This window comes from Pseudomonas sp. CCC3.1 (genome assembly GCF_034347405.1).
Lineage (GTDB): Bacteria > Pseudomonadota > Gammaproteobacteria > Pseudomonadales > Pseudomonadaceae > Aquipseudomonas.
This window is the reverse complement of record NZ_CP133778.1, coordinates 1,001,670-1,026,008: the sequence shown is the minus strand read 5'-3', so window position 1 is coordinate 1,026,008 and position 24,339 is coordinate 1,001,670. Positions and strand designations below refer to the sequence as shown.

22 protein-coding genes and 1 tRNA gene are annotated in these 24,339 nt (G+C 56.0%); 9 read left to right on the top strand and 14 right to left on the bottom strand.

Annotation, left to right across the window (positions count from 1 at the left end; all coding sequences use genetic code 11):
• Position 1: 1 nt before the first annotated feature.
• Complete coding sequence (locus RHM56_RS04695; RefSeq protein ID WP_322239056.1) at positions 2 to 2,452, top strand: TonB-dependent siderophore receptor; 2,451 nt, start codon at positions 2 to 4, stop codon at positions 2,450 to 2,452.
• A gap of 120 nt (positions 2,453 to 2,572) precedes the next feature.
• On the opposite strand, the gene RHM56_RS04690 is transcribed toward RHM56_RS04695, so the two are convergent.
• Positions 2,573 to 4,789 (bottom strand): OsmC domain/YcaO domain-containing protein, encoded by a 2,217-nt coding sequence (locus RHM56_RS04690; protein WP_322239054.1) that lies wholly within the window; start codon positions 4,787 to 4,789, stop codon positions 2,573 to 2,575.
• Positions 4,790 to 5,067: 278 nt separating this feature from the next.
• On the opposite strand from RHM56_RS04690, the gene RHM56_RS04685 reads away from it, so the two are divergent.
• Together RHM56_RS04685 and RHM56_RS04680 are read left to right on the top strand one after the other, a co-directional pair.
• Positions 5,068 to 5,625: a helix-turn-helix transcriptional regulator gene (locus RHM56_RS04685; protein ID WP_322239053.1), complete on the top strand. Its 558-nt coding sequence runs from the start codon at positions 5,068 to 5,070 to the stop codon at positions 5,623 to 5,625.
• Between the two features lie 105 nt (positions 5,626 to 5,730).
• A complete protein-coding gene (locus tag RHM56_RS04680; protein WP_322239051.1) occupies positions 5,731 to 6,306 on the top strand; it encodes an HD domain-containing protein in 576 nt (191 codons plus the stop codon).
• Between the two features lie 252 nt (positions 6,307 to 6,558).
• Here RHM56_RS04680 and RHM56_RS04675 read toward each other — a convergent pair.
• Positions 6,559 to 6,648: transfer RNA gene (locus tag RHM56_RS04675), tRNA-Ser, on the bottom strand.
• A 308-nt stretch (positions 6,649 to 6,956) separates the two neighbouring features.
• On the opposite strand from RHM56_RS04675, the gene RHM56_RS04670 reads away from it, so the two are divergent.
• The 3 genes from RHM56_RS04670 (at position 6,957) to RHM56_RS04660 (ending at position 9,690) form a co-directional block, all read left to right on the top strand.
• Entirely contained in the window at positions 6,957 to 7,646 is a 690-nt protein-coding gene (locus RHM56_RS04670; protein WP_322239049.1) for a crotonase/enoyl-CoA hydratase family protein, read from the top strand.
• Between the two features lie 206 nt (positions 7,647 to 7,852).
• Positions 7,853 to 8,635, top strand: a complete 783-nt coding sequence (locus RHM56_RS04665) for a 1-acylglycerol-3-phosphate O-acyltransferase (protein WP_322239047.1) — start codon at positions 7,853 to 7,855, stop codon at positions 8,633 to 8,635.
• 83 nt (positions 8,636 to 8,718) lie between these two features.
• Complete coding sequence (locus RHM56_RS04660; protein WP_322239045.1) at positions 8,719 to 9,690, top strand: magnesium and cobalt transport protein CorA; 972 nt, start codon at positions 8,719 to 8,721, stop codon at positions 9,688 to 9,690.
• A 105-nt stretch (positions 9,691 to 9,795) separates the two neighbouring features.
• Here the strand turns inward: RHM56_RS04660 and RHM56_RS04655 are convergent, their stop codons facing one another.
• Entirely contained in the window at positions 9,796 to 10,524 is a 729-nt protein-coding gene (locus RHM56_RS04655; protein WP_322239043.1) for an amidotransferase, read from the bottom strand.
• Positions 10,525 to 11,055: 531 nt separating this feature from the next.
• Here RHM56_RS04655 and RHM56_RS04650 point away from each other — a divergent pair.
• Complete coding sequence (locus RHM56_RS04650; RefSeq protein ID WP_416194883.1) at positions 11,056 to 11,904, top strand: c-type cytochrome; 849 nt, start codon at positions 11,056 to 11,058, stop codon at positions 11,902 to 11,904.
• Between the two features lie 78 nt (positions 11,905 to 11,982).
• Here RHM56_RS04650 and RHM56_RS04645 read toward each other — a convergent pair whose 3' ends face one another.
• The 10 genes from RHM56_RS04645 to RHM56_RS04600 form a co-directional block, all read right to left on the bottom strand.
• A complete protein-coding gene (locus RHM56_RS04645; RefSeq protein WP_322239041.1) occupies positions 11,983 to 12,324 on the bottom strand; it encodes a ribonuclease E inhibitor RraB in 342 nt (113 codons plus the stop codon).
• A gap of 278 nt (positions 12,325 to 12,602) precedes the next feature.
• Positions 12,603 to 13,208 (bottom strand): START domain-containing protein, encoded by a 606-nt coding sequence (locus tag RHM56_RS04640; protein WP_322239039.1) that lies wholly within the window; start codon positions 13,206 to 13,208, stop codon positions 12,603 to 12,605.
• A gap of 47 nt (positions 13,209 to 13,255) precedes the next feature.
• Entirely contained in the window at positions 13,256 to 13,510 is a 255-nt protein-coding gene (locus RHM56_RS04635) for a YkgJ family cysteine cluster protein (protein WP_322239037.1), read from the bottom strand.
• 142 nt (positions 13,511 to 13,652) lie between these two features.
• On the bottom strand, positions 13,653 to 14,126 hold the full coding sequence (locus tag RHM56_RS04630) for a translation initiation factor 2 (protein WP_322241704.1): 474 nt from the start codon (positions 14,124 to 14,126) through the stop codon (positions 13,653 to 13,655).
• Positions 14,127 to 14,228: 102 nt separating this feature from the next.
• A complete protein-coding gene (locus RHM56_RS04625; RefSeq protein WP_322239035.1) occupies positions 14,229 to 15,668 on the bottom strand; it encodes a PLP-dependent aminotransferase family protein in 1,440 nt (479 codons plus the stop codon).
• 310 nt (positions 15,669 to 15,978) lie between these two features.
• Entirely contained in the window at positions 15,979 to 16,794 is an 816-nt protein-coding gene (locus RHM56_RS04620) for an OmpA family protein (protein WP_322239033.1), read from the bottom strand.
• On the bottom strand, positions 16,791 to 17,147 hold the full coding sequence (locus RHM56_RS04615; RefSeq protein ID WP_322239031.1) for a DUF4398 domain-containing protein: 357 nt from the start codon (positions 17,145 to 17,147) through the stop codon (positions 16,791 to 16,793). The genes RHM56_RS04620 and RHM56_RS04615 overlap by 4 nt, the downstream gene beginning before the upstream one ends.
• Positions 17,148 to 17,156: 9 nt before the next feature.
• Entirely contained in the window at positions 17,157 to 17,975 is an 819-nt protein-coding gene (locus tag RHM56_RS04610; protein WP_322239029.1) for a transporter substrate-binding domain-containing protein, read from the bottom strand.
• Between the two features lie 139 nt (positions 17,976 to 18,114).
• Positions 18,115 to 19,044: an electron transfer flavoprotein subunit alpha/FixB family protein gene (locus RHM56_RS04605; protein ID WP_322239027.1), complete on the bottom strand. Its 930-nt coding sequence runs from the start codon at positions 19,042 to 19,044 to the stop codon at positions 18,115 to 18,117.
• 2 nt (positions 19,045 to 19,046) lie between these two features.
• A complete protein-coding gene (locus RHM56_RS04600) occupies positions 19,047 to 19,796 on the bottom strand; it encodes an electron transfer flavoprotein subunit beta/FixA family protein (RefSeq protein WP_019411250.1) in 750 nt (249 codons plus the stop codon).
• Positions 19,797 to 20,354: 558 nt separating this feature from the next.
• Here RHM56_RS04600 and RHM56_RS04595 point away from each other — a divergent pair.
• Positions 20,355 to 22,019: an electron transfer flavoprotein-ubiquinone oxidoreductase gene (locus RHM56_RS04595; protein ID WP_322239025.1), complete on the top strand. Its 1,665-nt coding sequence runs from the start codon at positions 20,355 to 20,357 to the stop codon at positions 22,017 to 22,019.
• Positions 22,020 to 22,201: 182 nt separating this feature from the next.
• Here the strand turns inward: RHM56_RS04595 and RHM56_RS04590 are convergent, their stop codons facing one another.
• On the bottom strand, positions 22,202 to 23,092 hold the full coding sequence (locus tag RHM56_RS04590; protein WP_322241703.1) for an AraC family transcriptional regulator: 891 nt from the start codon (positions 23,090 to 23,092) through the stop codon (positions 22,202 to 22,204).
• A 180-nt stretch (positions 23,093 to 23,272) separates the two neighbouring features.
• Between RHM56_RS04590 and calA the strand changes: the two genes are divergently transcribed.
• A complete protein-coding gene (calA, locus tag RHM56_RS04585; RefSeq protein ID WP_322239023.1) occupies positions 23,273 to 24,337 on the top strand; it encodes a vanillin reductase in 1,065 nt (354 codons plus the stop codon).
• Positions 24,338 to 24,339: the final 2 nt, after the last annotated feature.

Sequence of the window (24,339 nt, the reverse complement as noted above, 5' to 3'; positions counted from 1 at the left end):
AATGCCTTCAACATCGCCCTCGCGCCCCCCATTCATTCCTGTCAGCGCCCTGACACTGGCACTCAAGCTCAGTGTCGGTAGCCTGGCACTGGCAGCCTTTGCGCCCGCAATGGCCGCGCCATTAAATCACTACGACATTCAGGGCGGGCCCTTGGCTGACGTTTTGAGTCGGTACGCACGCGAGTCCGGCGTGTCGATTTCTTTCGAGACGCGCCAGCTTGCCAATCAGACCAGCAGCGGCCTGAAAGGTGATTACGGGGTGGATGAAGGGTTTGCTGCGTTGCTGCGCGGGCAAGGTTTGCAAGCTGTGCCGAGCAGCGATGGTTACGTGCTGGTCGCCGTGCCGCAGACACAAGGGGCGGTCGAACTGGGCGCCACGCGGGTCAACGGCAACACCGTGGGCCTGAGTTCCGAGGACACTCGCGCCTACACCGTTGCTTCAACCAGCACCGCCACACGGCTGCCGATGAGCCTGCGCGAAACCCCGCAATCGGTGAGCGTGGTCACCCGCCAGCAAATGGACGATCAAGGCATGAAAAACCTCGACGACGTCATGCAAGAGGCGCCGGGGATCACCATCGTTAAAAACGGCGGCGAGCGCTCGCTGTACATGGCACGCGGCCAGTTGGTCGACACCCTGCAAATTGATGGCGTGCCGACCAACATCAGCAACGCCTATTCGATGGACGCCATATCCAAACCCACCACCGATATTTATGACCGCATCGAAATCGTACGCGGGGCGACCGGGTTGCTGGAAGGCGCCGGCAGCCCGTCAGCGGCGATCAATCTGGTGCGCAAGCGCCCGACCGCCGAGCCTCAGGCGCTGATCGAAACCTCAGTCGGCTCGTGGGACGACTACAAGACCATGGTCGACCTGTCGTCGCCCTTGAACGAGCAAGGCACGTTGCGCGGGCGCACAGTCATTACCTACAACAACGCCAACAGCTACATGGACACCGCGCAAAAAGAAAACCAGGTGTTCTACACCCTGCTCGAAGCCGACCTCAGCAAAGACACCCTGGCGACGCTGGGCTTTACCTATCAGAAAGAGCGCAACTCCGGGTATGACTGGTCCGGCTTGCCAACCATGGAGAGCGGCAAATTCTACCCGCTCTCGCGCTCGACCTCGCTGACCGGCAAATGGAACCATTTGGACAAACGCAACACCACAGTGTTTGGCGACATCCAGCATTACTTCGCCAACGACTGGAAGCTGGTGGTCGCTGCCAACCAGACCTGGGCCAAATCGGACTTTCTCGGCAACTACACTCAGCGTGTGGCCGGCACCGAGAATATGTTCTCGCTGAACCCGCGTCATTTCCGTTACGACGACACCCAAACCAGCGTTGACACGTACCTGTCCGGGCCTTTCAGCTTTATGGGCAAACAACACGATTTCGTGCTCGGCAGTAACGTGCGGATCGACGACTTCGACTATCACGGCGGTCGCGATGCGAGCTACAACTACGTGTTCGACATCACCGACCCCAGCAGTTTTAATCCGCCTACGCCTACAGGGCTTAACGTCAACCAGTGGAAGTACAACATCACTCAGAAACAGGCCGGGATCTACGCTGCGGGCCGCTTTAGTCTGACCGACAGCACCAAGCTGATCCTGGGCAGCCGCATCAGTTGGTTCAAAAACGAAAGCCTGTCGTTCGTGAGCAAAAAGGTTAACAACGCGTACGCAAAAAATGGAGAAATCACCCCGTATGCGGGTTTGGTCCAGGAGTTAAACGACAACGTCTCGGCCTACGCCAGCTATACCGAAATCTTCAAACCGCAGAACAACCTCGACAGCAGCGGCTCGATCCTCAAGCCGATGACCGGCTCCAACTACGAGCTAGGGCTTAAGGGTGAGTTCCTCGACAAGCGCTTGAACACCTCGGCCGCGTTGTTCCAGACCGACCAGACCGGGCGCGCTGAAGCCTATAGCAGCGCTCAAGCCAGCGCGCTGTGCCCTGCGCTGCCGAACGGTTGCTACAGGGCGTCAGAAAAAGTGCGTAACCGCGGGATTGATCTCGAACTGAATGGCGCACTGACCTCCGACTGGAACGTGTCTGCCGGTTACACCTACACGCAATCCAAGTACGTCGCGGGCAGTCAGAAAGGTGACGATTATTCAGCCCTGTCACCGCGCCACCTGTTTAAAGTGGCCACGGACTATCGCTTGCCGGGCGCCTTGAACCAGGCCCGAGTAGGTGGCAGCTTCTTTGCGCAAAGCAAAATGACCAACACCTACCCGGGCGATGATTACAAAATCCAGCAGCAGGGCTATGCCTTGACCAACCTGCACGCCATCTACGAGGTCAACAAAAGCCTCGAAGTCCAATACAACCTGGACAACGTATTCGACAAGAAGTACTACCAGACAACCGGCAACCCCAATTACTGGAACTTCTATGGAGCGCCGCGCAACTTTAATCTGGCGTTGCGGGCGAAATTCTAAGGCTCACATAAATCCTTGTGGGAGCGGGCTTGCCCGCGATGGTATCAGCGCGGTGCATCAGGCAAACCATGTTGCCTGCATCGCTGGCAAGCCAGACTCCCACAAATAATGTGTCGCCTATTACAACGACACACCCGCCGCCTTGGCCCGGGCCGCGTGCAGTTTTTTGTAGCTGTCGATCAGGCGCAGGTGTCGGTCCAGGCCTTCCAGCTTCATGCTGGTCGGCGTCAGGCCATAGAAACGCACGCTGCTGTTGACCGAGCCAATCGCCGCGTCCATCCGCTCGTTGCCGAACATGCGGCGGAAGTTGGCTTCGTAGTCTTCCAGCTCCAGATCTTCGTCCAGGTGCATTTCAAGCACCGCATTCACCGCCTGGTAAAACAACCCACGCTCAACGGTGTTGTCGTTGTACTGCAGGAACATTTCGACCGCTTCTTTCGCCTCTTCATACTGCTTCAAGGCCAGGTAAATCAGCAGTTTCAGCTCCAGGATCGTTAACTGGCCCCACGCGGTATTGTCGTCAAACTCGATGCCGATCAAGGTGGTGATATCGGTGTAGTCATCCAGCTCACTTTCGACCAGACGCTCAACCAGGCTCTCAAGACCGGCCTCGTCCAGACTGTGCAGGTTCAAGATATCTTCACGGAAAAACAGCGCCTTGTTGGTGTTGTCCCAAATCAGGTCATCCACCGGGTAAATCTCGGAATAATCCGGCACCAGAATCCGGCAGGCCTTGGCCCCAATGTGTTCATACACCGCCATGTAGACTTCTTTGCCCATGCCTTCAAGAATGCCGAACAAGGTCGCGGCTTCCTCAGCATTGGCGTCTTCATCTTGGCTGGTGAAGTCCCACTCCACAAACTCGTACTCCGGCTTGGCGCTGAAGAAGCGCCATGACACCACACCGCTGGAGTCAATAAAGTGCTCGACGAAGTTATTCGGCTCGGTCACCGCATGGCCTTCAAACGTCGGCTGCGGCAAATCGTTCAGGCCTTCAAAACTGCGGCCTTGCAGCAATTCAGTCAGGCTGCGCTCCAGCGCCACTTCCAAACATGGATGCGCACCAAACGAGGCAAACACACCGCCGGTACGCGGGTTCATCAAGGTCACGCACATCACCGGGAACTCACCGCCCAGCGACGCGTCCTTCACCAGAACCGGAAAACCCTGCTCTTCCAGCGCCTGAATGCCCGCCAAAATGCTCGGATATTTCGCCAGCACTTCTTGTGGCACGTCCGGCAGCGCGAACTCACCCTCGATGATTTCGCGCTTAACCGCACGCTCAAAAATCTCGGACAGGCACTGCACCTGCGCTTCAGCCAGGGTATTGCCCGCGCTCATGCCGTTGCTGAGGTACAGGTTTTCGATCAGATTGGACGGGAAATACACCACTTCACCGTCTGACTGACGCACGAAGGGCAACGAAACGATGCCGCGCTCTTCATTGCCGGAGTTGGTGTCGATCAGGTGCGAGCCGCGCAACTCGCCTTCGCGGTTGTAAATCTTGAGGCAGTACGCGTCGAGAATTTCAGTCGGCAGTTCATCTTTGCGCCCCGGCTTGAACCAGCGCTCTTCCGGGTAATGCACAAACGGCGCATTGGCGATGTCTTGGCCCCAGAACTGATCGTTATAAAAGAAGTTGCAGTTCAGGCGCTCGATAAACTCGCCCAGCGCCGACGCCAATGCACCCTCTTTAGTCGCGCCCTTGCCGTTGGTGAAACACATCGGCGAATGCGCATCGCGGATATGCAGCGACCAGACGTTGGGCACGATATTGCGCCATGAGGCAATTTCAATCTTCATGCCCAAGTCAGCCAACATGGCCGACATATTGGTGATGGTTTGCTCCAGCGGCAGATCCTTGCCCGCTATATAAGTGCCTGCTGTAGAAGCCGAGTCGGAATTAGACGCCGGCATCAGCAATGCTTGAGCATCGGCGTCGAGGTTTTCCACCTCCTCAATCACAAACTCAGGCCCGGCTTGCACCACCTTCTTCACCGTACAACGGTCGATGGAACGCAAAATGCCCTGGCGATCCTTGTCGGAAATGTCAGCGGGCAACTCGACCTGAATCTTGAAAATCTGGTTATAGCGGTTTTCCGGATCAACAATATTGTTCTGCGACAGACGAATATTCTCGGTCGGAATATTGCGCGTCTGGCAGTACAGCTTCACAAAGTAAGCCGCACACAACGCCGACGAAGCCAGAAAATAATCAAACGGGCCGGGTGCCGAACCATCGCCCTTGTAGCGAATCGGTTGATCGGCCACCACCGTGAAATCATCGAACTTGGCTTCAAGTCGAAGGTTGTCGAGAAAGTTGACCTTAATTTCCATGGGGGAATTACCACAATAACGAGCTAAAAAATATGGCCGCCATTATCCGATTTTTCAGCAGGAAGTCCCGCGCTTTTCCGATAGGGCGCGAATTATCCCCACGCATTCGGCGGTTCATTGACTCGCACATAACGTCATTTAGAGGGGAGTTACGAGCAGCTTCGCAAAAGACATTGTCTGCTGGCACCTCGATTCAGCTTCCACCTATCCAGGCAATTTGCATGCAGGGCTCGCGCAGATCAAACTCGCCAAGACTCCCACTTTTTCTGTAACTCAATATGCCTGATATGTTGCTAAAACCTTCGTTACCTGGGGTCATGCTCCGGCGATGGCGTCTCTTGCACCAAGTCAAACAATCCCATGCCGCAGAGTTGTTTAGCGTTACCCAATCGACTATCTCTCGCTGGGAAAGTGGCGTACTGGATTTGGATTCCCGCGCACACGAAAAGCTTGAGAAGTTGCTGGCTGCTCGCCTCACTACAGCCGCTGATCAAGCGCTGGGCCGAATGGTTCGTGAAAGCTCGCGCCCCGTTCATCTCATTTGTGATTTGACGCACCGTTTGCTTGCTTGTTCATCTTCGCGAGCAGCCCAGTTCGCGAGTCCTATCAGCGAGCTGCTGGGTAGTTCTTTATGGCGCTTCGCTACGCCAACTATTATCAGCATGGAAGCTGACCTAGATAGATTGGGTTGGCGGGAAGCCTTCGCACCACCAGCGCTGGAATTTCTAACGGGCGACAATCATTCGTCCATTGTTCCGATCAGCCAAAGCTTATGTCGCTGGACACGAATCCCCCTTTCGGACGGAGCAACAACACGCTTGGTTGAGTCGCTCTGACTGCACCCTGCATATTTTATGCGTAGACGCTAATCATCTTGAAACTTAGTCTGGCTGAATCAGGTGAGCGGACATTCCGTCCGGCCCACAGAGTCAGAGGTGTTCATGGACATCGAAAAAATCAAAGGGCGCCTCGAATTTCTACGCGAGGCGGAAAAGCTCAAGGATGTACTTAGAAGCGCGCACACCTCTTCCGGGCGAACCGAAAGCACGGCAGAGCACAGCTGGCGCTTATGCCTGATGGCCGTCGTCTTTGGAGATTATCTGACCGGTCTCGATAGGTTAAAAATGCTCAAGATGTGTGTCATTCACGACTTGGGAGAGGCCATCAGCGGTGACATTCCCGCCGTCAATAAAGATTCGTTTCCCAACAAGAGCGAGCAAGAGAGGAGCGACCTCATTCTCTTGACCAATGCTCTGGATGAATCATTAAAAGCCGAAATATTGGCACTTTGGGACGACTACGAAAATGCGTTGTCACCAGAGGCGGTAGCCGTCAAGGCGCTAGATAAGTTGGAAACAATGCTTCAGCACAACCAAGGCAAGAACCCATCGGACTTCGATTACGAATTCAATCTTGCCTATGGCAAAAAATACACAGATGCCGCCCCTCTATTCGAGGCGCTTCGCAATATCATCGACGAAGAAACCAAAGCTAATATGCTTTTGAATCCGAAGTGAACACGCTCACAGCATCGACAAGAACCCCCGGCCAAGCGAGGCGGACGTCGTCCGACCTGATGTGTATCCGTGTAAAAACCTGCTGGGAACTTTTTGAGTCGTGAGACGAAGAGACATGAGCCAAAGGGCGCGTAACCAATCCATAAAAGCCCCCCAGCCCCATTTCAGCCCCATATCGCCCATTTTCAGACGCCAGAAACCACAAACCCCCGACTTTCTCTAGGAAAATCAGGGGTTTGTGTTTACTTAATGTGGCGGTGAAGGAGAGATTCGAACTCTCGATACAATTTCTTGTATACACACTTTCCAGGCGTGCTCCTTAAGCCACTCGGACACTTCACCGTATCTCTTCAAACATGTTCTGTCTGTCGAGGCGCGCTAATGTAGTCGAAAGCTTTCGATATGACAAATGTTTTTTTCAGAATTTTCATGCGCTTACGGGTTTTGCCTTTTTTTGACCGCTTCCTGTGCGGGTGAATCTGCCAATTTCCAGCCTGGGTACTGCAGCGTCTGCACGGCAAACCTCAGGTACGCTGCCGTCTATATAGAAGGCACCGGGCATTTGTCTGACTCATCAGTCAGTCTCCGTGCTTTACCTGCGCCGTGGGGCTGGGTAACGTCTGCCTCACTTCAATACAAGGAATTGCGCCATGAGTGACTTGATTGCTTATCACCTGGAAGACGGTATCGCGACGCTGACCCTGAGCAATGGCAAGGTGAATGCTATTTCCCCGGATGTGATCGCGGCCTTTAACGCAGCGCTGGATCAGGCGGAGCAGGATCGGGCAGTAGTGATTATTACCGGGCAGCCAGGCATTTTGTCGGGCGGTTATGACTTGAAGGTGATGACGGCAGGTCCCGAGCAGGCAGTTGATTTGGTCACTAAAGGGTCGACGCTGGCTCGTCGCCTGCTGGCGCATCCTTTCCCGGTAGTGGTTGCCTGCCCAGGCCATGCAGTGGCCAAAGGTGCGTTTCTGCTGTTGTCGGTGGATTACCGCATCGGCGTCGAAGGCCCATTCAGCATTGGGCTGAATGAAGTGCAAATCGGCATGACGATGCACCACGCCGGAATTGAGCTGGCCCGCGACCGGTTGCGCAAATCGGCTTTTCATCGCTCAGTGATCAACGGTGAGATGTTTAACCCGACTTCCGCGGTAGACGCAGGTTTCCTCGACTTGGTGGTCAAGCCCGAAGCGTTGCAGGCGACAGCCCTGGAAGTGGCCCGTCAGTTGAAGAAGATCAATATGAAGGCGCACAAGAACACCAAACTCAAAGTGCGCAAAGAGCTGCTGGAGACGCTGGATAAGGCCATCGAGCTGGATAAGCACCACGCCGTCTGAATCTGACTGTCCCGGCTGCTACCTGCGGCCGGGCACGCGCCTGCCCCGCCCCCTTTGTTTTCCCGCTAACACCTCTGGGCCGTACCTCACAGCCTTCTTCGAAACATAAGCTTAAACATCAGTAATCTCCGGCGTGTATCCGAGTAATTGCCGAATACAGTGCACGTCCGTACACTGCGCCACCTTTTGTTTTGGCGTATCTGTAAATGCTACTTTCGTTTCGCATGGTGTTGATGAGTCTGCATTTTGTCGCTGCGGGCGTGCTCGGCGTGCTGCTGGGCATGTGCCGACCCTTCAATCCGGACAACAGCCGATTGTGCGCCCGGCTCTATGCCTGGCCGGCGAAATGGATCCTGGGCTATAAGCTCAAGACTGAAGTCGGGCCTTTGATGGATAAGCCTCAGAGCTGCGTGGTGGTCGCCAACCATCAGTCCAATTACGACCTGTTTGTGTTCGGCAATGTCGTGCCGCGCCGTACGGTGTGTATTGGTAAGAAGAGCCTGAAATGGGTGCCGCTGTTCGGCCAGTTGTTCTGGCTGGCTGGCAATGTGTTGATTGATCGCAGCAACGCTCAAAAAGCCCGTCAATCGATGCTGACCACCACCCGCACCCTACAAGAGAAGGACACCTCGATCTGGGTTTTCCCGGAAGGCACGCGCAACCTCGGCAAAACCTTGCTGCCTTTCAAAAAGGGCGCATTCCATATGGCTATCACTGCCGGGGTGCCGATTGTGCCGGTGTGTGTCAGTACCTATAGCCAGCACCTCAAGCTCAATCGCTGGCACAGTGCTGATATTCAAATTCGCTCGTTGCCTGCCATTCCCACGGCGGGCTTGACCCTGGATGATCTGCCTCAGTTGATGGAGCAATGCCGCGAACAGATGCGCGAGTGCATCGAGGCGATGGACCGTGAGTTGCTGGCAGAGCAAAAGCGCCGTCTGCCACCTGTTCCCGCCGACAAGACGACAGCCTCTAACCCGAACCTCTGAACGTTTGTAACGTCGAAGTGGTGGAATGCACGCTAAGCTGCATCTTCGAGCCATAACCCTTTGATGAAGAAGCGATTAGAACTATGGGCAGAGTTGTTGCTGCTGCGGTTTATAGCGAAGGCAAAAAAATCACCAACATCACTCTGGACGAAGGCAGTGCCTGGGCTGAAAAGCCCAACCACTTCGTCTGGATAGGTCTGGAACAACCCAATGCGCAAGAGCTGAGCAACTTGCAGCGTCAGTTCAATCTGCATGAGCTGGCCATCGAAGACGCCCTTGAACAACATAGCCGGCCAAAGCTTGAGACCTTTGGCGATGCGTTGTTTATCGTCATCTACTCGCCGATTCGCAATGAAGGCAAGTTAGAGTTCGTAGAAACCCATATCTTTGCGGGCAACGGTTACATCATCACCAGCCGTAACGGCCACTCCGCTTCGTACCGGGCTGTACGTCAGCGCTGCGAGGCACGGCCGCTGCTGCTGGAGCACGGCGAAGACTTTGTGTTGTATGCCCTGCTCGACTTTGTAACCGAGAGCTATCAGCCCGTCAGCGCAGCCATTCACGCCGAAATCGAGCAACTCGAACGCAGCATCATGGGCAATGCATTGAATGAAGCGGACATCATTCAATTGCATGATTTGCGCCGCGATGTGTTGCGGTTACGCCGCTACGTGGCGCCCATGGTCGAAATCAGTGAAGAGTTGCAGCGTCTGACCTTTCCTTTTATCGACAAGAACATGCGCCCGTATTTTCGGGATGTGCAGATTCACGTCACTCGGCAAATGGAAGACCTGACCACCTTGCGCGACATCGCCAGCCAAACGATTGAGATCGTTGTACTGCTGGAGTCGTCACGCCAGAGCATCGTGCAACGCAAGTTCGCCGCCTGGGCGGCCATTCTGGCGTTCCCTACGGCGGTGGCGGGTATTTACGGGATGAACTTTCAGAACATGCCGGAACTGACCTGGCATTACGGCTATTTCGGTGTGCTGAGCTTTATTGCGGTGGGCGTGACGGGGTTGTGGGCGAGCTTCAAGCGTTCTGGCTGGCTTTAGAGACCCCGTTTAATGTAGGAGCGAGCTTGCCTCGCGATCTTTTAAACAATCAAAAGATCGCGAGGCAAGCTCGCTCCTACAGATGTATGCGCCTAAAGCCCGGTGTTACACCGACTCGACCGCGGGCTTGTTTGAGACAAAACGCATCATCCACTCGGCAACGGTCCGGCCGTGGTGGTCTTGTTCCAGGCTGGCAATGCCGTTGTTGTAGATCGGCTGACCCAATTGTTCCTGGCGCAAATCAAGCAACGCCCGTGAGTAGTCGTGAATGAATTCAGGGTGCCCCTGGAAGCACAGCACCTGATCATTGATGTGGTAAGCCGCGAATGGGCAGAACTCGCTGGAGGCGACCACTGTCGCGTTTTCCGGCAGGGCCGTTACTTGGTCCTGGTGGCTGATCAACAGCGTCAGGTCTTCTACCACCGGGCTCATCCACGGTGCTTTGGCCGCCAATTTGTATTGATGGGTGCCCACGCCCCAGCCCTGAGTTGCCCGCTCACTCTTGCCGCCCAGCAGCAACGCCAGCAGTTGATGACCGAAGCAAACGCCGAGCAGCTTGTCGCCACGCTCGTAGCGGGTCAGCAAGAAAGCTTTCAGGGTTTCGATCCAAGGATCGGTGCCGAACGAGTCCGCCTTGCTGCCGGTCACCAGGTAGGCATCAAACACTTCATCATCGGATGGGTATTGGCCGTTCATCACATTGAAGATTTTGAATTCGGCGGGGATGGGCTGCTGGGAGAACAGGCGTTTGAACATCTGCCCGTAGCCCTGGTATTGATCAATAAACTCTGGACGCAGGATGTCAGTTTCCAGAATGCAGATGCGTAGCGACATAAAAATACCTGGCACGATAATGACGAAAGTAATAGCGGCAACACGCTAGAGCCTGCCTTGAAACAGTAATTAATGGCAAGCACTGAACACTACTGAGCGTACTGGAGCCTTGGACACCCGACTTCGTCGGGCATTTGGCGCCTGAATAATGCTCCCTGACGAACGGTAGGGTACTAATAATCTCCCGACCCCGAGTGTTCATTGCGTCTAGCTACGGGCTGACAGGGCACGCTTATAAAAGCTAATAGCGTTTTAGAAACCTAATGCACTTGGATGATGTAAAAGGGTTCTAAGCCATGTGTTATGAGGCCTCTAAGGTTAACTCTGTCAACGGGCAAGACGCTTTTTAAGGATGTGCGCCCTTACCGTGGAGCATTGGGGTTCAGGAATAACAACAAAAGGCAGGTCGCCATGTTCAAACACACGAAAATACGTCAAGCCGGGCTTATTCTCCTCGCCACCACTTTGCTGTTGATTTTGCCGAATCTGACCAAGGTGATCGGCTAAGGTGTCGTAACCCCGTTCGAGTCGATGCACTCAAACCACCGACAATCCATAACAGCAAATCCATTGAAATTACTGACGCTCTTCATCATCGCCTTATTCAGCCTGCCCGTTTGCGCTGCTCAACTCACCCTCGATTTGGGCAGCGGCATCCGGACGTGGCAAACCGCCGAGCTGTTGCAGCACCCGACAGCGCAAACACTGCATATCGTTGACGACGTGTCTTACAAACGGGACATGACTTACCGCGCCGTGCCACTGGCCACACTGCTTGAAGGCATCACGCCCGGCGACCACTTGCAAGCGGTCGCTCTGGACGGCTTCGCGGCTGAGCTGGCGGCTGACCCATTGCTGAGTCAAACCGGCGCCAAAGCCTGGCTGGCGATTGAAGACCCCGCTCATCCATGGCCACCTCTGGGCGCAGGCAAGCACAGTGCCGGACCGTTTTATCTGGTGTGGACCGACCCTCAAGCGGGCCGTATCAGCCCAGAACAATGGCCTTATGCACTGGCCACCCTGAAGCGCCTGCCCCCGGTGGCTGAACGTTTCCCGGCCTTGCGGCCCGATCCGGCGCTGACGCCTGACTCACCGATCAATCAGGGCTTTGCGCTGTTTCAGAAAAACTGTCTGGCGTGCCATCGCCTGAATGGCGCGGGTGATGCGCAGTTCGGTCCCGATCTGAACATCCCCTACAACCCGACCGAGTACTTTGGCGCCGACTTTCTCAAGCGTTACATTCGCGACCCGCAAAGCTTGCGCCAATGGCCGCAAGCGCGCATGCCCGGCTTTGCGCCCAACGTACTGCCTGACGCCGAGCTGGAGCAGTTGATCAGCTATTTGCAACACATGGCCAAGCGCAAAGTCACCACCCCGTAACAACAGAAACCCTCGCGCATAAACCAAAACGGCCAGCCTCAAGGCTAGCCGTACGTTGCGTTAATGGACATCAGGACGTCAGTTCAGCAGGCCACGCACCTCCTGCTTGACGCCCCAACCTTCGATAATGCCGCCCAGCGGTACCACGACCGCTTCGAAGTCCTGCTCAAAATCACCAATGCCGCCATACGTGGCGTACATCACTTTGCTCAACTCCAGATGCCAGGCACCGTCATCACGCACGTTGATCTGGGCATTCAGGGACTCACCACAAAATTTGCCTGCTGCTCTGCGCGCCCGCTCCTCATCCGGGAAGATCGCGTAAAACTCAATGGGATGGATTCGTGCAAAGTCAAAACCGCCTTCTTTCATGCGGCGCAGCACATAGCTGCTGAGGTCTTCTTGATGGGCTGTGCTCATGAAACGTCCTCCTCGCAATGGATAGACATTCAGCGCTCTCGGTACCGCAGTCAATGTGCCGTGGCCGAGAGAAATAAGCATGTAGCGAACAAGATCAGAGCCAGTCGATTACTTCGCTGGTCTGGGTGCAGAGTAGACCTGTCCGATATTCTCTGCCAAGAGGGAAATAAAATTTTACGCTTTTAAAGGGCGACTGATAACACTCAAAAAAATACAGGGTCAGGCACCTGGACAGATGCGCTGTCCAGGACCAGACCTATAGCCGTACGGGCCGCGTGTTACTTCTCCGCGCGCTCTTTGAGCCCTTTGAGGGTATTGAACGGTGCATCCACCACGAACTTGTTGGCGACAAAAGAAGGCACGCTGCCGCCTGGCTCGGTGTGCACCTGATACGTCACTTCGGTCAGGTTGTCGCCTTTAGGGACCAGCTTCCAGAAACCGTCCACCTGGGCCACCCGCACGAAGCCTTTTTCTTCAGGCTGATAGGTCGGTACGCCTTTGAGGGTACGGGTCAGCGTGCCGTCTGGGGCAACCGATGAGGTGACCTCCAGAATCGAGTCACGCGGGGTTACGGGCCACGGCGTATTGAATTGGGTATAAGTCCAGCTCTTGTCGCCTTCAATCTTGAGCAGCTTTTGCGATTTGCACTCATGAATCCAGGCACAAGCCCCTGCCACGTCCTCTTGCAGCGCTTTGATTTTAGCCAGCGGGGCCTTGATGGTGGTCACCCCCTGATAAGCCTTGTAGGCGGAGCCCGACACTTCACTCAACGAGACTTTAATACCGTCTTCGTTCTTCGCCACTTTCCAGTCTTCTGCGTGAGCCACGCCCACCAGCAGAACACTCAAACCACACGCCAATGCCACTCGATGCAACGAACCCATTGTTTTATTCCTTATTGTTGAAGGTCTGTTCATGGAACATGAACGCACTAGGCCGCCGTCATCTGTTCCCACCAGCCGATCAGATTGATAGCTTCTTCCCGGTTGCTGCCGCACACCTCAATGTCTGCCTGAAACGAACCGCACACGGCAGGACGCTCTGGCTGGCCGAACAAGCCACATAAGTAGTCGACAGATAGATGCAGGCAGCGTTCCCCGGCAGGTTTGCCATTGGGCATGCCAGGGATCGGTGTACTGATGGAGGGGGCTATACAGCAAGCGCCACAGCCTTCACGGCAGTTCATGACGTTAGCTCCTCGTTTGGGGCAAAGTGCGTTGATGACAAGGGATAGTACTCGCTGGAACGGGCGTTTGAAATTGACCGTCCAGCAGAATATACAGTGACTGAACAGTCAGTTTAGAAGTCCGTTTTCAGGGATTGGGCACTTATTGCTTGAATTCAAAATCAAGTGCCGCGCCATCGATCTCATTCTGCCGTGCTTCGTTGCGCAGTTGCAGGCCCATCTCATTGCTGAGCAAGCGCCCATTCAACTGAAAAGGGCTCTCTTCGGCAGGCTTTTCGCCGAACATATTGGGCAGCAACGGCTTGTGCTGAGGCATGGGAATGGTGCCCAGAGGTCGTAGCTGTCGAACCATATCGGGCGGCAGGCTCAAATCAAGCTTGGCGGCCGGTAAACGCTTTTGGGCGACTTCATGCGCTGACTTGGATTTCGAGGCGACCGGTGCGCGCTTTGGGGCCGGTGTTTTTCCCGCAGCGGCCGCAGGTTTGGTCGGGGTATGAGCGGTTTGAGACTTCGTAGTGACGGCCTCGGACTGTGATTGATTTGCGGGTGCCGCCACCGCGAAAAACGCAGTTAAAACGCCGACCAACATGAACCCCACACAATATTTCGCTCTCATAACTCCCACAGTTTTCATAGATAAGGCGCACATGCTCGCGCTTTAGGCTCGCGGAGACAAGCCGAATATGACCAAATGGCTATCACGCATGCCGTTCAGCCCTCAATAGAGGTTGGTCGTTTCCTGGCACAGCTGGCTGGCAAGCATACCTAATGTCATCAAGGCCCGTTCAGCCTCTTTGTTCCAGGGCGTGCCGCAGTTCAACCGGATGCAGTGATTGAATTGCTCGGTGTTACTGAAAATAAGCCCCGGCGCGATGCTGATCCCTTGCTGCAACGCGCGTACGTGCAACTCTTGGGTATTGACCCGGCCCGGTAAACTCACCCACAAAATGAAACCACCACTGGGGCGCGACATTTGTGTGCCTTCCGGGAAGTATTGCTGAACCGCCAGCTGGAACGCGCTCAGATTCTTGCGGTATTCCTGGCGTATGTAACGTAAATGACGGTCGTATCCGCCGTTTTCAAGGTAGGCCGCCACGCCCATTTGCGTCACGCTGCACGCCGAATGCGTGGTAAACGTTTGCAGGCGCTGGATCTCCTGCTGATATTTCCCAGCAATCATCCAGCCGATTCGCACACCCGGCGACAGCGTTTTGGAAAAGCTGGAGCAATAAATCACGCGATCCAGACGGTCGTAGGCTTTCAGCGCCTTGGTGCGACCGACTTCAAACATCAACTCGCCATAGATATCGTCTTCCACCACCTGGATATCGAAGTCCGAAGCCAGGCGCAGCAGTTGTTTTTGCCGCTCTTCCGGCATCGTGCCGCCCAGCGGATTGCTCAGGCGCGTGGTCAGCACCAGCGCCTTGATCGACCATTGATTGGCCGCCAATTGCAGGGCTTCAAGGCTCATGCCTATAGCCGGGTCGCTGGGGATCTCGATCACTTTCAACCCCAACAGATCGGCCAATTGCAACAAGCCGTAATACGTTGGCGATTCAGCTGCGATCAGGTCTCCCGGACGTGTGAGCACCCGCAGTGACATTTGCAGGGCGTCGACACAGCCGTGAGTAATGATCACTTCCGAAGGGTCGACCACCACCCCGGCGTCACGCATGCGAATCGCAACCTGACGGCGCAATGGCTCAAAACCGGGGCTGAACATGTAACTGAATGCGCGAGGGCTATGAAAGCGCGTGACCTTGGCCAATTGCTGATGCAACGCACGCACCGGCAAGTAATCGACACTGGGCACCGCAGCGCCCAGTGGAAACACGCCCTCGCGGCGCGACTCGACCAGTACCTGTTGAATGATGCTGCTGCGGGTGACCAACCCCGGGCGCTCTACACGCGCGATGTCCGGCGTGGGAGCCGTCAAGGCCGGGGTCTGATGCACATAGTAGCCAGACTGCGGCCGCGCCCGGATCAGGCCTTGGTCTTCAAGGTTGGCGTAGGCCTGTAACACCGTCGCATGGCTGACATTCAACTGCGAGCTCATCTTGCGCACCGATGGCACACGCTCGCCCGGCTGATAGACGCCGCGCCGAATATCCTCAGCCAGTTGCTGAGCAATACGTTGATAAAGCAAAAGGTTGGTCATGGCGCGGCACTCGATGTTCAGGCATTTTTTTTATAGGAAGCATTTTTGTGATGAACAATACCGGAACAGTTTAGAAGTGTACGGGCACAGTTGTCACCCTTCTGAACCGTACAGTGCAGAGGCGGGATTAACTGTATGGGTGCGGGTGAGTACGAGACAGGATTTGTAAGCAATAAATAATCTGTGGGAGCTTGGCTTGCCAGCGATGGTATCGGCACGGTCGGATAGCAAGACCGTATCGCCTTCATCGCTGGCAAGCCAGCTCCCACAGAAATAGGCGCAAGCCCGCATCCACAAGACAGTGTTGGGCTTAGCGAGCAGCGCCCAGTTGACCTTTTTCGTCGGAGAAGACGATTTCGACCCGGCGATTCTGCGCCCGACCACGCTCGGTGGCATTGACGTCTACAGGGTACTGGTCCCCGTAACCCGCAACTTGAATGCGCTTTTCGTCGATGCCCAGATCAACCAGCACATCAGCCACGGTCTGGGCACGCGCCAGCGACAGAGCGAGGTTGTCTTCGGTGCCACCCGTGTTGTCGGTGTAGCCCTCGATCCGCACGATCCGCTTAGGGTTCAATTGAAGAAACTGCACCAGCTTGAGCACGGTACGGTTAGCCGAGTTTTTCAAGTCCGCTTCGCCAGTGTCAAACAGCACATCACCCAACGTCATGACCAAACCACGATCCGTTTGAGTCGTGGCCAGGCTGATAATTTGTTCCTCCAGCCATTTACCCTGCTCTTGAACGCTCAACAATTTGGCTTCACGCAAGGCCAGTTGCAGGCGCTGACGTTCCAGTTCGAGCTTGGCAGCCCGTTCTTCGTTGAGCACTTTCTGGGTGTGTTCGCGGGCAATTTCGCTGTAGCGCTGGCTCAGATAAGCGTAATGCTCAACGTCTTCACCACTGCCCCAGTAGCTGGACAGCCGATCGGCACGGGCCAGCGACTCACCGGCACGGATCACGTCCTTGGGGGCGATGCGCAGCACGTTGCTGTCTTCTTTGACCGTCTGAAAGTCGCTGTTGGCTTGCTGCATGGCCTGATCGCTGGCGTGATGCCCCGCGCAACCGGCCAGGCTGATGCTACCGAGCAGTACCGCACTGCTGAAAATGCTGGACTTGAGGCTCATTGGGCCTCCGCCAGTTGTTTGCGCAAACGGGTAATGCGGGTATTGAGCACGTTCAATTGTTCCTGGCTTTTCTGCGTCAGCACGCGGGCTTCGGCCAAGCGCGCATCCAGCTCGGCTTGTTCGGCCTGTATGCGGGCGTCTTTGTAGGACTCTTCAACCATGTCGGCCTGAGCTTGGGCAAGCTTGTTTTCGGCGTGTTTGAGTTCAGGCATGTCGTCGGCATTCGCGCCGACTGCCTTGGCTTGCTCCAGGGCTTGTTCAGTCAAGCGTAATTGTTCATTGGGCGCAGGGTCGGTGGCGCAACCCGCCAGAGCCAGAACAGCCAGGGCTGCGAAAAGAGGTCGAATCGTCACTAAAAATTCCTACTGTTTTGGGACGCTGAGCGGTTGTTGCAGTTGAGCCTTCCACCGCTCCAGATTGCGTTGTAATGCCGCCTCGGCCAGACCGGAGGCGGGCAATTCTGTCATCTTTTTGGCGAGCTGTCCGCGCAACCACGGCTCATTGCAGGCCGAGTCATGGGAGATCGCCAGAAACAGCCCTGGCTGATCAATGGGTTGTGGATGTGCCTGCAGGTCATCGGCGATGCCCAGGGTTTGAGCGGTGGCCATCCCGGCATAACGCCCGGCTAAAACATACTCGACCTGCCCCAGCAACAGTTTTTGAAGCGCTTGAGTCAGGCTGGGCTGGGGTTTGAGGGTTAACTGATGCTGAGCAAACGCATCAAAGGTTTCGGTCAAGCGGGCCTTTTCCGAAAGCGCGCCCACGTGCCCGTGCAAATCGGCGGGTGTCTCGTAGTGCAACGTCGAGTCCTTGCGCGTCCACACCAGGTAATCGTTACGCACCAACGGCGGGTGGATGTAGTCCAGCGAGGTCAGTCCGGCCAATGTCAGCGGCGTATCCAGCAACATGTCGATACGTCCGGTGCGCACTTCGTCCTGGGCCTGAGAGCGCTTACCGGCATACAGCACGTCAACCTTAATCCCGAGTTCTTCGCCAGCCTGGCGCAACACGTCAGCACTGGCGCCGATCAAGTGCGTCGGATCGGCCGGATCCCGCCACAGATAAGGGGGCGCATCAGGGCTGCCGGTAACGATCAAGCGCTCGCACTTCCCCGCAGCTTCTGTCAGCAGCGGCAAAAATGCCAACCCCAATAACAACCTGCCTGCCTGTCGCACATCCATATCCCTACACCCCACCCACTCAATTCAAACGCATAAAAAAGCCCGGTCACTCAGGCTGCAAGGAAGGAACAGAACACTCAGTGCCCCGCCCTTCTCCACAGCCCGGAGAACCGGGCTCTTTATAAGTGAAGCGACTGGATTAAACCAGTTTCTCCAACTCTGGGACTGCTTCGAACAAGTCCGCTACCAGACCGTAATCGGCTACCTGGAAGATCGGGGCTTCTTCGTCCTTGTTGATCGCAACGATCACTTTGGAGTCTTTCATACCGGCCAAATGCTGGATCGCGCCGGAGATACCGACTGCAATGTACAGCTGTGGCGCAACGATTTTGCCGGTCTGGCCGACCTGCATGTCGTTGGGTACAAAACCTGCGTCGACCGCCGCGCGGGAAGCGCCAACAGCAGCGCCCAGCTTGTCAGCCAGTGCGTACAGGTGTTTGAAGTTGTCGCCGTTCTGCATGCCACGACCGCCGGAAACGACGATTTTGGCAGCGGTCAGCTCTGGACGGTCCGACTTGGCCAGTTCTTCGCCGACGAACGACGAAGTGCCTGCATCGTGAACCGCTGCAACGGTTTCAACCGCAGCCGAACCCCCTTCAGCAGCAACCGGGTCGAAGCCAGTGGCACGCACGGTGATCACTTTGACCGATGCCGTCGACTGCACGGTAGCAATGGCGTTACCGGCGTAGATTGGGCGGGTGAAGGTGTCAGCGCTGACAACCGAGATGATCTCGGAAATCTGATCAACGTCCAACTGGGCAGCAACGCGCGGCAGGATGTTTTTGCCGTTCGAAGTAGCAGCGGCCAGGATGTGGCTGTAGCTCTTACCTAGTTCAGCGACCAGCGGAGCAATGTTTTCTGGCAGTTGATGCGCGTAAGCGGCGTTGTCGGCCACCAGCACTTTAGCCACGCCAGCAATTTTTGCGGCCGCTTCAGCGACTGCGCCAATGCCCTGACCTGCAACCAGGACGTCGATGTCGCCACCGATTTTGGCAGCGGCGGCTACGGTGTTCAGCGTAGCCGGAGCCAGCGTTTTACCGTCGTGTTCTGCGATTACCAAGATAGTCATTGTTAGATTACCTTCGCTTCGTTTTTCAGTTTCTCGACCAGTTCAGCCACCGACTTGACCTTGATGCCTGCGCTGCGAGCAGCCGGCGCTTCAACTTTCAAGGTTTTGTTGGTCGAAGCTGTCGAAACGCCCAACGCGTCTGGCGTCAGCACTTCAAGCGGCTTCTTCTTGGCCTTCATGATGTTTGGCAAAGACGCATAACGCGGCTCGTTCAAACGCAGGTCGGTGGTGACGATGGCCGGCAGGCTCAGCGAAACAGTTTGCGCGCCGCCGTCTACTTCACGGGTCACAGCAACCTTGTCGCCCGCCACTTCAACTTTCGAAGCGAAGGTGCCCTGACCGTAGCCGGTCAGTGCAGCCAGCATTTGGCCCGTTTGGTTGTTGTCGCTGTCGATGGCCTGTTTGCCCAGGATCACCAACTGAGGCTGTTCCTTGTCAACCACAGCCTTGAGCAGCTTGGCCACGGCCAGCGAGGTCAGGTCTTCGGCGGATTCGACGAGAATGGCGCGATCGGCACCCAGAGCCAGCGCGGTGCGCAGTTGCTCTTGAGCGGTGGTCGGGCCGATGGAGACGACGACGATTTCAGTCGCAACGCCTTTCTCTTTCAGGCGTACGGCCTCTTCCACAGCGATTTCGCAGAAGGGGTTCATCGACATCTTGACGTTGGCGAGGTCAACGCCGGAGTTGTCCGCTTTGACGCGAACTTTAACGTTGTAATCGACCACTCGTTTGACAGCTACAAGAACCTTCATGGATTCCTCGTTACTCTCCGGTGAAAAGAAAGTCGCCTAGGCGAACCTGGCGGTTGATGCTCATCAGAACAAGGGCACCTCCAAAGATCGTTGCAGTGCCCTTCTTATATAAAGAATGACGAGTGCCAAATACTTCCCGTGCGACCGTCTGTCAGGTGTGACTCACAAGTCATCCACCAAAAGGACGTGTAAACTCCGCTCAAAAAATGGCAGGCTCCTACAGGCTTTTGCCTATGCCCTGTCTTTAGAGGTGCTCTTGAAACCAACAATCAGCCTACGGCGAGCGCAAAACCGCCCGTATCTTGACCGGAACGCCTTTTGCGGTCAATACAGCAAATCGGCCACTTTTGAGCCGCGCGTCTTTGATTTGTCTGGCTTGCAGCGAATTCAAACAAACGTTTGTATTGGACGCTGCTAGTGGTGTAGATATAATGCGCGCCCATAGAGAGAGCGGCGCCTCATCCATTGAGTCTTCGACCCCCGGTCGAGGGAATAATGGATGAAACGCCAAACCTCCAATTAGAAAAATACCGTTGAGCCTTGAGTAGGAGAGAACCTGTGGAACGCGAATACATGGAATTCGACGTGGTCATCGTCGGCGCCGGCCCTGCCGGTTTGTCCGCCGCCTGCCGTTTGAAGCAGAAGGCCGCCGAAGCCGGTAAAGAAATCAGCGTCTGCGTGGTTGAAAAAGGCTCCGAAGTCGGCGCTCATATTCTGTCCGGTGCGGTGTTCGAACCCCGCGCCCTGAACGAATTGTTCCCGGACTGGAAAGCGCTCGGCGCACCGCTCAACACTCCGGTCACCCGTGACGACATTTATGTACTGCGCAATGACAGCGCTGCGACAAAAGTACCTGACCTTTTTGTGCCTAAAACCATGCACAACGAAGGCAACTACATTATTTCGCTGGGCAACCTGTGCCGCTGGCTGGCACAGCAGGCCGAGAACCTGGGCGTAGAAATCTACCCCGGCTTTGCGGCTCAAGAAGTACTGTTCGACGAAAACAACGTGGTCCGCGGGATCATCACCGGTGATCTGGGCGTTGACCGCGAAGGCAACCCGAAAGAAGGCCTGTATACCCCCGGCATGGAACTGCGCGGCAAGTACACCTTGTTCGCCGAAGGCTGCCGCGGCCATTTGGGCAAGCAACTGATCGAACGCTTCAAGCTCGACAGCGACGCTGACAGCCAGCACTACGGCATCGGCCTTAAAGAAATCTGGGAAATCGACCCAGCCAAGCACCAACCGGGTCTGGTCGTTCACACCGCGGGCTGGCCGCTGGATGTGATGGCCAACGAAAACACCGGCGGCTCTTTCCTTTATCACCTGGAAAACAACCAGGTGGTCGTCGGCCTGATCGTCGATCTGTCCTACAGCAACACCTTCCTGTCGCCGTTCGATGAATTCCAGCGCCTCAAGCACCACCCCGTGCTCAAGCAGTATCTGGAAGGCGGCAAGCGCATCAGCTACGGCGCCCGCGCCATTTGCAAAGGTGGCCTGAACTCGCTGCCGAAAATGATCTTCAACGGTGGCGCACTGATCGGTTGCGATCTGGGCACCCTGAACTTCTCCAAGATCAAAGGCAGCCACACCGCGATGAAGTCCGGCATGCTGGCCGCTGATGCCGTGGCTGATTCGCTGTTCGCAGGCTCCGAAGGCGGCGATGCACTCAACACCTACGTTGAAGCGTTCAAAGGCAGCTGGTTGTTCGACGAACTGTTCGCCAGCCGTAACTTTGGCCCGGCACTGCACAAGTTTGGTCCTATCGTGGGCGGCGGCTTCAACTGGATTGACCAGAACATCTTCGGCGGCAAACTGCCGTTCACCCTGCACGACACCAAGCCAGACTATGCCTGCCTGAAGCTGGCCAAAGACAGCAAGAAGATCAACTACCCGAAACCCGACGGCAAGCTCAGCTTCGACAAACTCAGCTCGGTCTTCCTCTCCAGCACCAACCATGAAGAAGAGCAGCCGTGCCACCTCAAGCTGCGTGATGCGAGCATTCCGATCAGCGTTAACCTGCCGCTCTACGACGAGCCTGCACAGCGTTACTGCCCGGCCGGGGTCTATGAAGTGATCACACAGGAAAGCGGCGAGAAGCGCTTCCAGATCAACGCGCAAAACTGTGTGCACTGCAAAACCTGCGACATTAAAGACCCGTCGCAAAACATCACCTGGGTCACTCCGGAAGGTGCTGGCGGCCCGACTTACCCGAACATGTAAGTCATCGCCCAATATGTGGGAGCCTGGCTTGCCAGCGATGCAGACGATGCGGTTTTTCTGCTGAATCGCGTCGATACCCTCGCGGGCAAGCCCGCTCCCACAGGGGACAGGCGTCACTGACTGGCATGAGGCTCCTTCGGGAGCCTTTTTTGTGGTCATTTTCCAGAGCGAGTTTGTTTCTTTTAGCACACCGAGTTTTCATGCCCCGGGCTGCGCTCAAAATAGCGTTTGTACTCGCGACTGAACTGCGAGGTGCTTTGGTAGCCCACCCGCTCCGCCACTTGGGCCACGCCCAGCCCTTCGCTCAGCAGTAACTGCTGAGCCCGCAACAGGCGCAGGCGCTTGAGGTACTGCACCGGCGACAGCAAGGTGCTGCGCTTGAAATGCTCATGAAAGGTCGACGCACTCATGTTTGCGCAACGGGCCAGGGTCTCGACATTCAGCGGCTCGGCAAAGTGCTCATGCAAATGATTGAGTGACGCCGCCACCCGCGCAAACTGCCCCTGTTGCTCGACCAACGCCCTTAACACGCTGGCCTGCGGGCCACGCAATGCGGCAAAGAGCACTTCGCGCAAGCGCGCACGGCCCATGATTCGGCATTCCAGCGGGTCATGCAGACAACGCAGCAAACGCTCCACCGACTGACGCATGTCGTCATCCAGCACCGCCGAGGTCATGGACTCCGGGGTTTGCGCAACGCTGCGCTCAGGGTCCAGGCCCATCGCCAGCACCAACTCGCCCAACACCGCACGATCAATACTGATGGCCACGCCCAGCAAGGGGATTTCTTTTGAGGCAAAGGTTTCGCACTCAAAAGGCACCGACAAGGCTTGCACGAGGTAATGCCCCGCGCCGTATTCCATCGTGCGCGGCCCAAGATAGGCCACCTTACTGCCTTGAGCGATCACCATTAGGCTAGGCTCATAGATCTGCGGCATCCGGGCCACAGCGTTGCACGCCGAAACCACCCGTACCTCAGGCATCAAGGTGTGAACAAAGCCCAATTGGGTGGCCAGCGGTTTGATAAGTGACACCAGGGTGGCGTTCTCATCGCGATGACGCGTCAAAAACATGGAAATGATTTCGCAGAAGAGATAGACCGCCGCATCTTCGCAGAATTGGTCAATAAAGCGACAGTTGCTCCGCGACTCCGGACGAATAGGCATGACAGGCGGAGGAATCGTCATAGTCCTGAAAGGCCCACAAGCGCAGAATTGCGCCCTGTTCACTGTTAACGCTACTCGAGGTTCGCCATGTCTAACGTCACTTACAACGCCATCGGTTATGCCGCTCAAACCTCCACTGCGCCTCTTGCGCCAATGAAGTTCAACCGCCGTGCCCCGCGCCCGGACGACGTGGCCATCGAAGTTCTGTACTGCGGCGTTTGCCACTCTGACATCCACCAGGCCCGTAACGAATGGGGCTTTGCCGTTTATCCGGTCATGCCGGGTCACGAAATCGTCGGCAAAGTGACAGCGGTCGGCGACAAAGTCACCAAACACAAGGTCGGCGATCTGGTCGGTGTGGGCTGTATGGTCGATTCATGCCGCGAGTGCTCGGCGTGCAAAGAAGACCTGGAGCAATACTGCCTGGAAGGCGCGACCATGACCTACTGCACGCCAGATCGGGTTGATGGCACCAACACCATGGGCGGCTACTCGGACAGCATCGTGGTCAGCGAGCACTTTGTGGTGCGCATCCCTGAAAACCTTGACCCGGCCAGCGCTGCTCCGCTGTTGTGCGCCGGTATCACCACCTACTCGCCACTGCAGCACTACGGCGTAGAAGCAGGCGATAAAGTCGGGATTTTGGGCATGGGCGGCCTGGGCCACATGGGCATCAAGTTCGCCAAAGCCATGGGCGCGGAAGTCACCCTGTTCACCCGTTCGGCCTCCAAGGCTGAAGAAGCGTTCAAGCAAGGTGCCGACCATGTGATCGTGTCCACCGATCCTGAGCAGATGAAAGCCGCGGCTGACAGCTTCGACTTCTTGCTGGACACCATTCCGGTGCCGCACGACCTGAACCCCTACCTCGAAACCCTGCGCTTCGACGGCGTGCACATTCTGGTAGGCCTGATCGAGCCGGTTGATCCTGCTCTGAATGCCTTCAACCTGGTGTTCAAGCGTCGCGTACTGGCGGGTTCGCTGATCGGCGGCATCGCAGAAACGCAAGAAATGCTCGACTTCAGCGCAGCCAACGGCATCACCTGCGACATCGAAATGCTCGACATCAAAAACATCAACGAAGCCTTTGAGCGCGTGGTGAAAGGCGACGTGAAATATCGCTTTGTGATCGACATGAAAACGTTAAAGGCTTAACC

Coding starts and splice junctions, on each gene's coding strand:
- RHM56_RS04660 (WP_322239045.1), top strand. CDS start 8,719: ATGGGCAGAGTTGTTGCTGCTGCGGTTTATAGCGAAGGCAAAAAAATC.
- RHM56_RS04600 (WP_019411250.1), bottom strand. CDS start 19,796: ATGAAGGTTCTTGTAGCTGTCAAACGAGTGGTCGATTACAACGTTAAA.
- RHM56_RS04680 (WP_322239051.1), top strand. CDS start 5,731: ATGGACATCGAAAAAATCAAAGGGCGCCTCGAATTTCTACGCGAGGCG.
- RHM56_RS04645 (WP_322239041.1), bottom strand. CDS start 12,324: ATGAGCACAGCCCATCAAGAAGACCTCAGCAGCTATGTGCTGCGCCGC.
- RHM56_RS04640 (WP_322239039.1), bottom strand. CDS start 13,208: ATGGGTTCGTTGCATCGAGTGGCATTGGCGTGTGGTTTGAGTGTTCTG.
- RHM56_RS04650 (WP_416194883.1), top strand. CDS start 11,056: ATGCACTCAAACCACCGACAATCCATAACAGCAAATCCATTGAAATTA.
- RHM56_RS04685 (WP_322239053.1), top strand. CDS start 5,068: ATGCCTGATATGTTGCTAAAACCTTCGTTACCTGGGGTCATGCTCCGG.
- RHM56_RS04665 (WP_322239047.1), top strand. CDS start 7,853: ATGCTACTTTCGTTTCGCATGGTGTTGATGAGTCTGCATTTTGTCGCT.
- RHM56_RS04695 (WP_322239056.1), top strand. CDS start 2: ATGCCTTCAACATCGCCCTCGCGCCCCCCATTCATTCCTGTCAGCGCC.
- RHM56_RS04605 (WP_322239027.1), bottom strand. CDS start 19,044: ATGACTATCTTGGTAATCGCAGAACACGACGGTAAAACGCTGGCTCCG.
- calA (WP_322239023.1), top strand. CDS start 23,273: ATGTCTAACGTCACTTACAACGCCATCGGTTATGCCGCTCAAACCTCC.
- RHM56_RS04620 (WP_322239033.1), bottom strand. CDS start 16,794: ATGAGCCTCAAGTCCAGCATTTTCAGCAGTGCGGTACTGCTCGGTAGC.
- RHM56_RS04590 (WP_322241703.1), bottom strand. CDS start 23,092: ATGTTTTTGACGCGTCATCGCGATGAGAACGCCACCCTGGTGTCACTT.
- RHM56_RS04690 (WP_322239054.1), bottom strand. CDS start 4,789: ATGGAAATTAAGGTCAACTTTCTCGACAACCTTCGACTTGAAGCCAAG.
- RHM56_RS04635 (WP_322239037.1), bottom strand. CDS start 13,510: ATGAACTGCCGTGAAGGCTGTGGCGCTTGCTGTATAGCCCCCTCCATC.
- RHM56_RS04610 (WP_322239029.1), bottom strand. CDS start 17,975: ATGGATGTGCGACAGGCAGGCAGGTTGTTATTGGGGTTGGCATTTTTG.
- RHM56_RS04670 (WP_322239049.1), top strand. CDS start 6,957: ATGAGTGACTTGATTGCTTATCACCTGGAAGACGGTATCGCGACGCTG.
- RHM56_RS04630 (WP_322241704.1), bottom strand. CDS start 14,126: ATGAGAGCGAAATATTGTGTGGGGTTCATGTTGGTCGGCGTTTTAACT.
- RHM56_RS04625 (WP_322239035.1), bottom strand. CDS start 15,668: ATGACCAACCTTTTGCTTTATCAACGTATTGCTCAGCAACTGGCTGAG.
- RHM56_RS04655 (WP_322239043.1), bottom strand. CDS start 10,524: ATGTCGCTACGCATCTGCATTCTGGAAACTGACATCCTGCGTCCAGAG.